At 52.9% G+C, this 12434-nt stretch carries 14 protein-coding genes; 3 read left to right on the top strand and 11 right to left on the bottom strand.

What is annotated here, in order from left to right:
- Nucleotides 1-293 (bottom strand): HAD family hydrolase (locus FBQ85_17460; protein ID MDL1876935.1); only part of this gene is annotated, 293 nt, incomplete at its 3' end.
- A gap of 24 nt (nucleotides 294-317) precedes the next feature.
- A complete protein-coding gene (locus FBQ85_17455) occupies nucleotides 318-836 on the bottom strand; it encodes a hypothetical protein (GenBank protein ID MDL1876934.1) in 519 nt (172 codons plus the stop codon).
- Between FBQ85_17455 and FBQ85_17450 the strand changes: the two genes are divergently transcribed.
- Nucleotides 835-1848 carry a dipeptide epimerase gene (locus tag FBQ85_17450; protein MDL1876933.1) on the top strand — a complete coding sequence of 338 codons (1014 nt, stop codon included), beginning with the start codon at nucleotides 835-837 and terminating at the stop codon, nucleotides 1846-1848. The two genes, FBQ85_17455 and FBQ85_17450, sit on opposite strands and share 2 nt — an antisense overlap.
- On the opposite strand, the gene maf is transcribed toward FBQ85_17450, so the two are convergent.
- The 6 genes from maf to ggt form a co-directional block, all read right to left on the bottom strand.
- Nucleotides 1843-2451: a septum formation protein Maf gene (maf, locus tag FBQ85_17445; protein ID MDL1876932.1), complete on the bottom strand. Its 609-nt coding sequence runs from the start codon at nucleotides 2449-2451 to the stop codon at nucleotides 1843-1845. The genes FBQ85_17450 and maf overlap by 6 nt on opposite strands.
- Nucleotides 2448-3062 (bottom strand): hypothetical protein, encoded by a 615-nt coding sequence (locus tag FBQ85_17440; GenBank protein ID MDL1876931.1) that lies wholly within the window; start codon nucleotides 3060-3062, stop codon nucleotides 2448-2450. Before FBQ85_17440 ends, maf begins: the two co-directional genes overlap by 4 nt.
- A complete protein-coding gene (locus FBQ85_17435; protein MDL1876930.1) occupies nucleotides 3059-4198 on the bottom strand; it encodes a chromosome segregation protein SMC in 1140 nt (379 codons plus the stop codon). The genes FBQ85_17440 and FBQ85_17435 overlap by 4 nt, the downstream gene beginning before the upstream one ends.
- Nucleotides 4199-4209: 11 nt before the next feature.
- The gene (locus FBQ85_17430; protein MDL1876929.1) at nucleotides 4210-4740 is read right to left on the bottom strand and encodes a macro domain-containing protein; all 531 of its coding nucleotides are present in this window, start codon (nucleotides 4738-4740) and stop codon (nucleotides 4210-4212) included.
- Nucleotides 4740-5141, bottom strand: coding sequence for a hypothetical protein (locus FBQ85_17425; GenBank protein MDL1876928.1), 402 nt, complete (start codon nucleotides 5139-5141; stop codon nucleotides 4740-4742). The genes FBQ85_17430 and FBQ85_17425 overlap by 1 nt, the downstream gene beginning before the upstream one ends.
- 175 nt (nucleotides 5142-5316) lie before the next feature.
- Nucleotides 5317-7032, bottom strand: coding sequence for a gamma-glutamyltransferase (gene ggt, locus FBQ85_17420; GenBank protein ID MDL1876927.1), 1716 nt, complete (start codon nucleotides 7030-7032; stop codon nucleotides 5317-5319).
- 327 nt (nucleotides 7033-7359) lie between these two features.
- On the opposite strand from ggt, the gene FBQ85_17415 reads away from it, so the two are divergent.
- Both FBQ85_17415 and FBQ85_17410 read left to right on the top strand, forming a co-directional pair.
- Nucleotides 7360-8697, top strand: a complete 1338-nt coding sequence (locus FBQ85_17415) for a 6-phosphofructokinase (GenBank protein MDL1876926.1) — start codon at nucleotides 7360-7362, stop codon at nucleotides 8695-8697.
- Nucleotides 8694-9095 carry a hypothetical protein gene (locus FBQ85_17410; protein MDL1876925.1) on the top strand — a complete coding sequence of 134 codons (402 nt, stop codon included), beginning with the start codon at nucleotides 8694-8696 and terminating at the stop codon, nucleotides 9093-9095. Before FBQ85_17415 ends, FBQ85_17410 begins: the two co-directional genes overlap by 4 nt.
- Nucleotides 9096-9119: 24 nt before the next feature.
- Here FBQ85_17410 and FBQ85_17405 read toward each other — a convergent pair whose 3' ends face one another.
- From FBQ85_17405 to FBQ85_17395, 3 genes are all read right to left on the bottom strand, one after another.
- Nucleotides 9120-9587 (bottom strand): NUDIX domain-containing protein, encoded by a 468-nt coding sequence (locus FBQ85_17405; protein ID MDL1876924.1) that lies wholly within the window; start codon nucleotides 9585-9587, stop codon nucleotides 9120-9122.
- A 34-nt stretch (nucleotides 9588-9621) separates the two neighbouring features.
- Nucleotides 9622-11025, bottom strand: a complete 1404-nt coding sequence (locus FBQ85_17400; protein ID MDL1876923.1) for a glycoside hydrolase family 1 protein — start codon at nucleotides 11023-11025, stop codon at nucleotides 9622-9624.
- A 92-nt stretch (nucleotides 11026-11117) separates the two neighbouring features.
- Nucleotides 11118-12434 (bottom strand): penicillin acylase family protein (locus FBQ85_17395; protein ID MDL1876922.1); only part of this gene is annotated, 1317 nt, incomplete at its 5' end.

Genomic DNA, 12434 nt, shown 5'->3' with positions numbered 1-12434 from the left:
ATATCGGTTTCCAGCCGGTCTCCCACCATGGCAAGTTGATGGGGTTGAATTGAGAAACGCTGCATAATGTCGCGATAGATAAACGGCTCCGGTTTGCCGATGACCAGCGGTGTGACACCGGTGGCTGCTTCGAACGCTGCCGTGAGCGCGCCACAATCGGGCAGCAAATCCTGGCCGGGCGCCGGGCAGTTTTTATCAGGATGAGTGGCAATAAACGTTGCGCCGCGTCGAATGAAGCGGCAGGCCGCATCGAATTTTTGCCAGGTGAAGGTCAGATCGAAACCCAGCACCACATATTCCGGCTTTTGCGCGACCGTTTAGAAGCCCGCTTGCCGGAATTGTTCATGCAAGCTGTCTGTGCCCAACAAAAAAATCGGCTGCGGCCCGCCGTGCTGCAGCAAATACGTGATCGTTGCGCGACCGGAGGTATAAATATCTTCCAGCGTTGCTGCAATCTTCAGCCGGCTTAACTTGTTGAGATAATCCTGTTGATTGTAGGCGGAATTATTGGTGATAAAAACATAACGCTTGCCCAGCTCGCGCAGCTTGGCTAAAAACGCCAGAGTGAACGGGAATATTTCCCCGCCCAAATAAAGGGTACCGTCCAAGTCCAAAGCAAAAACTTCGATCTGGTTGAGTCTTTCAAGAGTGGGTGTATGAGGCATTCCTGATACTCGCGCAATGGCATTTTGAGGAGAAGACCATAAGCAAACCGTTGCACAAAAGCAAGAGCCGGCACAAAAAACAAAGACGCGGGCTTTCTGCAATTGGTTGGCTGGCCAGCCTGCTAGCTGGCTGTACGGCGAAACATTCTGAGAGGCTATTCTTATGCGCATGACATTGAAGACCCACCGCCTTGAGCTTAAACACACCTGGACGATTGCACGCGGGTCCACGGATTTTAAAGAATACAACTTTGTGGAATTGCAGGCCGAGGGTATCACCGGAATTGGCGAAGCCGCGCACAATGTTCGCTATGGCGAAAGCCTGGAAAGCATTCAAAAATTCCTCGTAGATTCTCAGCCTTTACTTGAAAGCATAAGCTACAAAAAATTTTATAGCTTAGGTCAGTCAATTTTGGAGTGGCAAGAGGGGCAAAATGCGGCTAAAGCAGCGCTTGATATTGCGTTGCTGGATTTGATCACGAAACGGCTTAAAGTATCGCTTTATGAATATTGGGGATTGAACAAAAGCAAAACACCGGTTACGAGCTACTCCATCGGCATCGACAAACCGGAAATCATGCAAGAAAAAATTCGCGCTGCGGCAGAGTTTCCCATTCTCAAAATCAAACTCGGCAGCGACAATGATGAGGCCATCATGGCCGCGGTGCGTGCTGCAACCGGTCGCGTCGTGCGCGTCGATGCCAATGAAGGCTGGAAGGATCGGCAAGAGGCATTGGAAAAAATTCAATGGCTGGCGAAAATGAATGTCGAATTCGTCGAGCAGCCGCTGCCCGCGCACCGTCTTGACGAGGTGGCCTGGTTGCGTGAACGCTCTCCCCTGCCGTTGATTGCCGATGAGGATGTCAAAACGACGAAGGATCTTCCGGCGCTGGCGCGGGCTTATCACGGCATCAACATCAAAATCATGAAATCCGGAGGATTGCAGGAAGCGCTGCGGATGATTCATGTGGCCCGCGCTCTGAGTTTGAAAATCATGCTGGGTTGCATGATTGAAAGCTCGCTCGGCATCACCGCCGCCGCGCATCTTTCACCGCTAGTGGATTGGGCGGATTTGGATGGAAATTTGTTGATCAAGAATGATCCGTATCGCGGAGTGAAAGTCGAGCAGGGGCGATTGATTTTGCCGGAGGGGCCGGGGTTGGGTGTGGAGGAAAATTTATAAGCCGAATACTGGATATCCCCACTTCCGCAATGCTGAAGTCAGCTTAATCATCGGCAGACCGATAATAGCCGTCCAATCTTCACAATCAAGGCGCTCGAACAGCATCAGGCCCGGGCCTTCGGTTTTCGCGGAGCCGGCGCAGTCAATGGGATTGTCGCGCGTGATATAAGCGCGCAATTCCTCCTCGCTGAGATCAGCGCGCAATTGCGCCGAGCCTTTGACGATGAATTCTTGTGAAACCTGCAAAGCCGTGTGATAGAGAAAAAGTCCCATGTAGAATTCATGCGTGCAGCCGCGCAGGCGTTGCAATTCCTGCAACGCGCGTTCGGCCGTGCCGGGCTTGCCCAGCACACGCCCATCAAACCACACGACTTGATCTGAGCCGATGAGAATGGCGTTGGGGAAATCATCCGCGACACTCATGGCCTTGCCCCGCGCGAGTTCGAGCGCCAATTTGCCGGGGTCGCCATCGTGAATATGATTTTCGGCAAAGCGCGGCGCAACAGCGCGAAACGTCAGCCCCATTTGCGACATGAGCTGCCGGCGATACGGCGAGGTTGAGACGAGAATAAGCTCGGGTAACCTGCTTTGAATAACTTTCATTTCACGATCGTGGGCGAGAACTGCTCCAGAGCCTGCAAGGCTTTATCGAGACTTGGAGAATTTTTCCTAGCAAGACCATTGACGCGCCATTTGGTTGTAACAAACTGTGTCAAGCGGCCAGTATAGTTTTTGCCAACCTTGCTGGTGGAGAGATGAGCAGGAACAAGGTCATCACGAATATCACGCCGTCGCGACATTCTGGCTAAACCGACCAATACCGTTTTCGGATCTTTACAGTCATCAGGCTGACTCGGAATTTTCGCGGCAGGTACTCCCAAAAATTCAGCCATTCTCTGCCGGTCTGCCAATAGCCAGGCTTCCACCTCGTGAACAGCCACGCGCAACAACAGGTTTTGGCTCCGGCTTTCCGGCAACAACCGCTTTATCAAGCCTGGCGAACATTCCTCATTGTCCAAATCTGTCAAAATAATAAAGGGAACATGGCGGGCGGCGAAATTGAATCTCTTCACATTGTCACACAGATGATCCTTGCCGCGTTTACCGTAGCATACGCCCGCAGTGAAAGGCTTGCCCGATTGTTTTACGAGTTGCCGCAATACCTGTTCATCCAAGTAGCCCTCGACCGCCAAACGGACCGGAATCTGGCTCATAGTTGAAACAATTCCAGATTTGCAACTTTTTCAGGTTCGATATGCGGCAACACAGCCTCTGCCACAGTCATTCCCGTATCCAGCAAAGCGCGAATCTCATCGACGCTTGCTGCAGGTTGAGCTTTGGCACCTTCAACGTCCGGGATAAGCATGACAACCTCCTCCCCGCCAATGCCGGCATCCGACAATAGCTCGACACTATGTGTGCTGATCAATACTTGCCGTTTACGCACTTTTTGCATTCGATATATAAGTCCGGTCAGCCGGCGCACGACTCCGCTATGCAAAGACAGCTCCGGCTCTTCCAGCAGCAAAGGGCCGTCGCCCTCTTGCAGCGACCAGAGAAGCCCGAGCAGCCGCAATGTTCCATCGGAAAACTGCTGCTCATTTTGCTTTCCGGCGTTGGGCCTCCAGTGCGAGTAAGCGCCTATCAGATGAGGCACGCCGCGCGCATCTTTCTCAAGCCACAATGTTTTTAATTGAGGAACCGCAATGACGAGCGCATCGCAGATTCTTCGCAAGCGAGCATCTCGTGTCCTCTCGGGAGTCCTGGCGACACGCTCCAAAAAATGGCGCCCATAAGCATCGAGAGTGCCGCCATTATCTGCTGAGCTCCCGGGGTTACGAATGATTTGCGGCACCAAATGCAGATATGCAATACTTTCAAAAAATTGCGCAATCTCCCGAAATGGTTTGTTTTCGCTGATTTGCTCCAAAGCTGTCTGAGAAAGGCGCAACGGGTCACTAGTATCTTTGTCGTCAGGGCGATTGAGGATCATCTTTTCGCCTCGATGGACGATTTCTCTGGTCAGGCGAGGATTGCGGTTATTGTCCTGAGTAAAGGCGATTTCATAGCGCCAAAGCTTCCTGGCGCCTTCCGCCAGTTCGATCGCTATTTCAATCTCCGGGTATTTGCGCGCGGCCAAACACCGAATTTTAGACACGCCACCGCGAATGTCGTCACAAGCTTTCTTGAAGCCGCCGGCAACAACGATATCGCGTAAAAAGCGAAACGCGTCCAAGAAATTTGATTTTCCCGACGCATTCGGGCCCACCAAAAAAACTCGTTCCGGCAAATCCACTTCTGCCGCCCGAAAGTTTTTCCAATTCGCCAATTTGATCCGACTTACTCTCATAAAAATGCTGCTTAACTGTTGATGTTTTGCTTCAAAGTTTTTTCAAAAATCGCATACGCCTCTTTCCCCCACAAGCAAAAGACAACCTCCTCTAACGCCGTCTCACCCGCCAAATAAACGATCGTGGTGTTCAACATAATCTCCGCGCAGCGTTCGAGAGGAAAACCGAAAATGCCGGTGGAAACCGCGGGAAAGGCAACGCTCTTGAGATGATTTTCATCTGCGACTCTGAGTGAGTTTAACGTTGCGCCGAGCAGCTTGCGATCTTCGTCGCCCTCTCCCATCATCGGGCCGACGGCATGAATGACGTGTCTCGCCTTCAAATTTCCGCCGGTGGTGATCACGGCCGTGCCCACAGGCGTGCCGCCTATTTTATCGCATTCCTGTTGAATCGCCGGGCCGCCTTTGCGGCGAATCGCGCCGGCTACGCCGCCGCCAAGCTGCAACCCGGCATTCGCGGCATTGACTATGGCATCGACGTTCATCTCGGTGAGATCGGCGTCCACTAATTTTACCGTGGTGTGGTTGATGCGCGTTTCCATTATTGAAAATCCATGAGCATATTCTCAAAAAGATAGCTCAGCGTGCCCCACTGTGCATAGTACATATAAAAGGCCAGCGCAATCGCCACTGTTATTCCCAACAGTCGTTGCAGCTTGAATTGCGCTTCAACATTGAAAAAACTCATAACCGCCAACGTGAGACCAGCCAGAAAAACGATCCCGGGATACAGATCGCTCAAAAAAATCATACCGAAAAACAAACCGAACAGCAGCCCTCCCATCAATTCACCGAAAAACTTTTTCAGGCCCGGCCAGACATTCATATTCTTGCTCAAACTGCCGATCCATATGCCCAACAATATAATCAGCAAGAACAGGGAGAGATTAAAACCTGGATCGAATTCACGAGTCCGCAACCACTCAACAAACCTATCCCACATAAAATCATTCCTTGATAATTGAGATTGAGGTACACCGTTTAAATAACTTATTCATTTCCTTGAAACCGCGAATACGCGCGAATATACGCTAATGCCTAATTCGTGCTTATTCGCGTTCATTCGCGGTTTGAGATCTAACAAAGTTATTTAAACGAATTCCTAAAAAATACCGGCTTCAATATCCTACCGCCGCCCCGTCGCTCGCGCGCGGATCAGCAGCGCCCAAACGCAAGCCGGTTTTGGGATCAATGATGATGCCCATCGCGCTGCCCTGACTGCGAGAGGATCGTGAAATGGACACGCGATGCCCGAACATCTGCAACAGCCGCTCCGTGTCTTTCGAAATGCCGAACTCCTCGATGCGCAGCCGGTCCGGCAGCCATTGATGATGAATGCGCGGCGCGGCAACGGCCTCGCTGATGTCCATGTCGAAATCAATCACATTCACAATCACCTGCAAAACTGTGTTGATAATCGTGCGGCCGCCGGGCGAGCCGATCAACAAAAACGGCTTGCCGTCTTTCGCAACAATCGTCGGCGTCATCGATGACAGCATGCGTTTGCCGGGTGCAACAATATTCGGCGGCGTTCCAATCAAACCGGTACTGTCTGTGCGGCCGGGTTGCGGATTGAAATCACCCATTTCGTTATTCAACAAAAAGCCCGTGCCCTCTGCCACGATGCGCGAGCCGTAACCATACTCCAACGTGTAGGTCACCACCACGGCATTGCCAGCGGCATCGACCACCGAGTAATGCGTAGTCTCGGTTGATTCATAAGCATCGTTGAACGTTGCTGGATCGCTGGGCGAGGCTTGATTCAAGCTGATGCTTTTGCGCAATTGCGCCGCATAGTCCTTCGAGGTGAGCTTGTTGATGGGCATGTCGGGATTGAAATCCGGGTCGCCGAGATAGCGCGCGCGATCGGCAAACGCGCGGCGCATCACTTCGGCGAGCAAATGCAGATGCTGTGCTGAAGCAAAACCGGCGGCGCGCAAATCAAAGCCTTCGAGAATGTTCAACATCTCGACTACGGCTGTTCCGCCCGAGCTGGGCGGAGACATCGAGTAGATATCGTATCCGCGATACGTGCCGTGAATCAGCTGGCGTTCTTGCGCTTCGTAATTCACCAAATCATCTTCAGTGATGAGGCCGCCGTGTTTGCGCATCGCGGCGGCCAGCAGGCGCGCCGTTTCACCTTTATAAAAACCATCGCGCCCATTTGCTTGAATGCGGCGCAGCGTCCGGGCCAAATCCGGTTGTTTCCAGATCTCGCCGGGCTGATAAACCTCTTTGCCGTTTTTTAGAAACGCCTGCGCGCTGGCGGGATACTTGCTGAATTCTTCAGCCAGATCGCTAAAATCCTCGTGCAACCCCCAACTCACCGGAAAGCCCTGCTCGGCTAGTTTAATCGCCGGGGCAAGCAATTCCCGCATGGGTTTGCTGCCGAGTTTTTGATGCGCCAGGAAAAATCCTGCAACCGTGCCGGGCACACCAATGGAAAGATAGCCGTCGTGGTTGATCGGATCGGAATAAACACCGTTTTTATCGAGGTACATTTTGGCATGAGCTGCGGCCGGCGCTTTCTCACGAAAATTAAATGCCGTAATCTCGCCTTTGGCCGTGTAGACAATCATGAACCCGCCGCCGCCAATATTGCCCGCCGAGGGATGCGTCACCGCCAGCGCAAAACCGGTGGCAATTGCGGCATCCACAGCATTGCCGCCGCTTCGTAAAATCTGCACACCCACTTCGGAAGCGTGACGTTCGGATGAAACGACCATCCCGTGTTTGGCCTTGACCGGAGGCTGCGACGCGCCGGCCAGTAACAGTTGCGGCAGAAGCGCCAGCCCGCACCAGAACAACCCGCGTTTGACATTGTCAGAGTTCATGCGCATCTTTCTCCCGTGTTCTTTCAAGCTTGAGATGATGGTTCGATTGCCGGCGAGGGACGCAAGCAGGCGGCAATTTTTGCGATCAAAATACTTTTTTTTGACCGACGATGCAAGGTGATTTTTGATTGCATCTCATGAAATTCTCATTATATTTCATTGCGTTGTTCAAAAATCAGTGCAGCTTTGCCTCAAAGAGATGAGAAAAGCAGTTGCCCGCAGATTTCAACTCCCCCATAAAGTCTTTTTGGTACTGCAATGCTGTGAGAGCGCGTTTGTTTCGAAACTCATTTATACACCATAGATCAGATTAGCGGAGTTTTCAGTATGAGTACACCCCACAAAAAATTAGCGATTCTCGTTGGCGGCGGCCCGGCGCCCGGCATCAACAGCGTTATCGGCGCTGCGACAATTCGCAGCGCCATCAGCGGCGCGGAAGTCATTGGCATCATGGACGGCTTCAAATGGATTATGGATGGCCAGATTGATAAAATCAAAGAGTTGACCATCGAGCGGGTCAGCCGCATCCACTTTCGCGGCGGCTCGTACATCGGCATCTCGCGCGCGAATCCGACCAAGAATCCCAAGCACCTGGAGAACACCGTCACCTCCCTGCTGCGCATGAATGTCGATCGCCTCATCACCATCGGCGGCGACGACACCGCATTTTCCGCGATGAAACTCGCACAACTGGCGGATGATCGCATTCACGTCGTGCACGTTCCCAAGACGATTGACAACGATCTTGATCTGCCGCTCGGCATCAACACCTTCGGCTTTCAAACGGCGCGGCATCTGGGCTGCGACATTGTGAAAAACCTCATGGTCGACGGCCGCACAACCTCGCGCTGGTATTTCGTGGTCACGATGGGAAGAAAGGCCGGGCATCTCGCCATGGGCATTGGTAAATCGGCCGGCGCGACGCTGACTCTCATTCCCGAAGAATTTCGCGAGCAAAAGCTGAGATTGTCGGTGCTGGTTGATATTCTGGTGGGATCGATCATCAAACGCTTGAGCTACGGCCGGCCCGACGGCGTCGTCATTCTCGCCGAAGGGTTGGTGGAAATTTTGGATCCGCAAGATCTGCAGGCACTCCTCAATATCGAACGCGATGCGCACGACAACATTCGCCTGGCCGAGGTCAACTTCGGCGAGATTCTGAAATACGAAGTGCAGGCGCGTTTGAAACAATTCAACATCAAAAGCACGATCGTGGCCAAAAACATCGGCTATGAGCTGCGCTGCGCCGACCCGATTCCGTTCGACATGGAATACACGCGCGATCTCGGCTATTGCGCCGCGCGCTACATCCTCGAAGGGGGCAATGCCGCAATGGTCTCGATTCAAAACGGCCGTTTCGTGCCGATTCCGTTTCAAGACATTCTCGATCCCAAAACCGGCCGGGCGCGCATTCGCATGGTCGATATGTCGGCAGAGTATTATCACATCGCCCGGCGCTACATGATCCGGCTGTCGGCGGAGGATTTTGAAGATCCCCATGAGCTGGCGAAATATGCCGCCACCGCCGGCATTTCACTCGAAGAATTTCGCAAACAATTCCAATATCTCGTGGATATCGAACGAGCCAATGGCGCTGAACTGCCTTTGCCGTTGCCGACCGAGAAAAACGGCGAGGCCGTGCTAACCACGATGGCGCAGGAATGAAACTCGAACTGCTTTTTGATCATGCCCACCACCGCTGCGCCGATTTGGAGGCAGCGGTGGCGTTCTATCAACGCATGCTCGATGCTGAAATCGTCAAGCGGTCGGATTACAACGGCCGCGTGATCGTGACGCTGCGCGTGGGAAACATCCTGTTTTGCCTTTCTCCGGCGCCGGGAGATGCCGAGACTCATGCTGAGGAAAATCGCCGGCGCCTTGGAATTTATCATCTCGCTTTTCTTGTGCCCAACTTGGAAAAGGCGGTAGCTGAGTGCAAGCGTCGCGGCGCGACCTTCGTTGTTGAAAACCTCATGGCCGCTCCCACGCGCAAAGTCGCATTTTTCGAAGCGCCGGATGGCATGCAAGTGGAGTTGATGGAGGATTTTCCTGAGGCGGCTTAAACCTGAACTTACCCAATTGAGGAGTTAGCGCACAAACGCTTCTGCCCGGTGCGCGAACGCGTCCTCTATCCGCTCCAGATGGCTATCCAACAACGGCAGGGCGCGAATTTCTTCCAACAAAAAATATCCAAACCCCTTCGTTTCCTCGCTGAGTTGCAGCTCGCCGTCAAGCCGTTCGGCCTCAAAGGTGAGCGCGACAACCTGCACGCGTTCGCCGTCAAGATATTCAACGCGCCGGTGAGGATTGCTGAACACGCTGATCAGTTTTCCAACACGCACACGCAAACCGGTCTCTTCGAAAACCTCGCGGATACAGGCTTCCATAACGCTTTCACCCGCTTCCATGGCGCCGCCGGGCAAGCACCATAATTCGTTATCGCGGCGTTGCACCAACAACACCTTCTCGCGCGTGTCATCAAAAATTACGGCGCAACAGCCGAGCCGCAATCTTCCGAATTTGCCGGCGCGTTCAGCGTGAATGATTTTCGTCAAGACTATCCCTTTCCATTGATCTTATCATTCCCCCTCAAGAAGCAGCGTCACCTTTGACTATTTCCACAAAACAACGCGCGCCCTCACGCAATTGTCTTTTCTGCGTCGCAAAATCCACTTCATACAAACCAAATTTCATGTCAAAGCCCTCCGCCCACTCGAAATTATCCAGCAGCGACCAGTAAAAATAGCCGCGCACCTCGTAGCCGGCTTTGAGGGCTTGCGAAAGCGCATAAAGATAGCGCCGAATAAACAACTCGCTGCGATCGTCTTTGGCATCGGCAATACCGTTCTCCGTCACATAAATCGGAGCGTTGAGCCGGGAGATTTCTTTCACCGCGCGATAAAAGCCTTCGGGATACACGGCAAACGGCATGTCCGTCATGATCTGATTCGGCGGATATGCAAACGTGAAAGGCGCCTGGCGATCCCACTTCAGCTTCACATGAAAATGGGAATAATAATTCAAGCCGATGAAATCCAGCGCATTCACGGCGGCAGCGTTGTGGTGCCGCAGATCCACGAAGCCGGGCACATGGAACTCGAAATGTCCTTCGTTGAAAAAACCAAAAATCGAGTCGTTGAACAAAAGGTTGAGACGGCGGCTCAAAATCCAATCGGCGGGATGCCAATAACGATAAGGATCGAATTGAAAAATATTTTTGGCGAACCCGATGTGCGCTTGCGCGCCGCCCGGCAAACGCTTGAGCGCATGATACGCTTGCACATGCGCTTCCAGCAAATTCTTGAGCACAAGGCCGGCGGCGTTCGCGTCTTTCTTGCCCGGCGGGAATAGGCCGGTGAAATAGCCCTGCGCCGCATAAACTTCCGGTTCATTGATCGTGCACCAGGTCGGCACGAGATCATGCAGTTCCTGAAAAACGTTTTCACAGAAACGCGCGAACCATGGAATATTTCTCTCCTGCTCGAATGCGCCGAGACGATCAAACCAAAGCGGTTGGGTAAAATGATGCAGCGTGATCATCGGCTGGATGCCGGCGGCCAGCAAATCTTCACAAACCTCGCGATAATGCCGCATCGCCGCCGCATTCACCTCGCCTTCATTCGGCTCGATCTTGCTCCATTCCACGGAAAAGCGATAAGCCTTCACACCCAACGCTTGCATCAGCTTGATGTCTTCGCGATAGCGATTCCAGTGATCACACGCCAGACCCGCTTTCTGCCCGTGCTTGATGCGCGGCTGGCCGGAGGCGTCAACAGCATTTTCCCAGGCGCTCCAATTGTTGTTATCGCAATTGCCTTCCACTTGATGCGCTGCCGTGGCCACGCCCCACAAAAAATTAGAAGGAAATTTTATATCGTTTACATCTATCTCATCCCAATCCCAACGCAGCTCGGGAAATTTGCGCTGCCAGTACATTAGGGCCGTCACATAAAGTATCAGCAGCAGCGAACCGATAAGCACAACAATAGTCAATTTCGCAACTCCTCATTCCAATAAAATTTCTGACATTGAATTTTATTTCATCTGATTCATATTGACCAAAATTCAAGAAAACGGGCGCGTGATTACGGCTTCAAGGTCTTATATTTGCCTTCCAGCCAGTTCTTCAAATCCGAACAATACCATTTCGAGAAGCGCCGATCCGAAGGGCCGCCGGCCAGGTTGGTGTGCAGTTCATCTTTCGCAAAATCCGTGATCATACGAAAAGAAGGCGCAAAGCTCGTGACCCGTCCCGCGCTGCGATAAATCTGGCCTTGATGCGGCGTGGCGCGGCCGCCGGCCAAAGTTATCGGACCGCGATCAAAACCGGCCAGCTTGGGCAGTTTGCCGCCTAACAGCAAATGGCGCAGCGTCAATTTTTGCATGTTGCCCCAGGGTTTCGGCGCGACTGCCAGGGCCTCTTCGGCGACGCGGCGAAAGATGTCATCGCGTTTTTCATGCGCAAACCAGACCGAATCTTCGGACAGCAAGATGCGATCGAAATTCGCGTAAAAGTCAACAAAGATGCCGGATTCTTGCGCGAGAAAGCCGGTAACCTCTTCTCCCAAACCGTGCCGGCCAAAAACGGTTTGCAACAAGCGATGATAAAACTGCTCGAACAAATAAGCTGCCGCGGAATGCTTCGCATACGAACAATCCCACGCGGCCAGTATGCGGCCCGCCGCCGTGTTGGGCAGTAGCGGCTCCAGAATGCGCATGAACTCCTCGGCTTGCGAGGAATACACATCGAAATGAATGTTCATCATGTCGTACAGCCGAAGATTCGCTTGCTGTGAAATCAACTCGGTGATGCGTTCCGCGCGATATGGCCCCATCGAGATGTTGATCGGTTTGGTTTTTCCCCAACCATTTAGATCGTTGTTGGCCGTGACAAAAAAGCCCTGCTCGGGGTTCAGGCAGCGCGGCAAATCGCGATAGTCGATAAAACCATCCCAATCATTTTCCGGTTTCCAGCCGGGCAGGGGCACAAGCCCGGAAACGCCGACCCGGCGTTTCGGCATTAAGCCCGACATTTGATAACCGATGTTGCCGTGGCGATCAGCCAAAACCCAGTTGAAGGCGCTCTCGAATTTGCCAAGATGATCCATGCCTTCTGCCACCGACTCCGCGTGCCACATTTCTATCGCATGATTCAGTGAAAGCGCGCCGGTCTGCGATCCGGACCAGCGCGTCGCCAGATAGTAACCCTCCTGCTTGGGATTGCCGTCGAGCACGCCGTGCTCGTTTTCATAGAATGTCACTTCCACCGGCGCTTTCTTTTTGCGGTGGATGATTTCTTTGCGCTCGCGAAACGGCGCCCATTCGTTGCGATTGCGCAAATAACGGCCGTCTTTGCACTGCTCAATCCAGGAATCAATCGCGTCCATGAACGTGTAGGTTGC

Source organism: Cytophagia bacterium CHB2 (genome assembly GCA_030263535.1).
Classification (GTDB): domain Bacteria; phylum Zhuqueibacterota; class Zhuqueibacteria; order Zhuqueibacterales; family Zhuqueibacteraceae; genus Coneutiohabitans.
This window is presented reverse-complemented; position numbering and strand designations above follow the sequence as displayed.

Coding starts and splice junctions, on each gene's coding strand:
- FBQ85_17415 (MDL1876926.1), top strand. CDS start 7,360: ATGAGTACACCCCACAAAAAATTAGCGATTCTCGTTGGCGGCGGCCCG.
- FBQ85_17410 (MDL1876925.1), top strand. CDS start 8,694: ATGAAACTCGAACTGCTTTTTGATCATGCCCACCACCGCTGCGCCGAT.
- FBQ85_17435 (MDL1876930.1), bottom strand. CDS start 4,198: ATGAGAGTAAGTCGGATCAAATTGGCGAATTGGAAAAACTTTCGGGCG.
- FBQ85_17455 (MDL1876934.1), bottom strand. CDS start 836: ATGCGCATAAGAATAGCCTCTCAGAATGTTTCGCCGTACAGCCAGCTA.
- ggt (MDL1876927.1), bottom strand. CDS start 7,032: ATGAACTCTGACAATGTCAAACGCGGGTTGTTCTGGTGCGGGCTGGCG.
- FBQ85_17430 (MDL1876929.1), bottom strand. CDS start 4,740: ATGGAAACGCGCATCAACCACACCACGGTAAAATTAGTGGACGCCGAT.
- maf (MDL1876932.1), bottom strand. CDS start 2,451: ATGAAAGTTATTCAAAGCAGGTTACCCGAGCTTATTCTCGTCTCAACC.
- FBQ85_17440 (MDL1876931.1), bottom strand. CDS start 3,062: ATGAGCCAGATTCCGGTCCGTTTGGCGGTCGAGGGCTACTTGGATGAA.
- FBQ85_17450 (MDL1876933.1), top strand. CDS start 835: ATGACATTGAAGACCCACCGCCTTGAGCTTAAACACACCTGGACGATT.
- FBQ85_17425 (MDL1876928.1), bottom strand. CDS start 5,141: ATGTGGGATAGGTTTGTTGAGTGGTTGCGGACTCGTGAATTCGATCCA.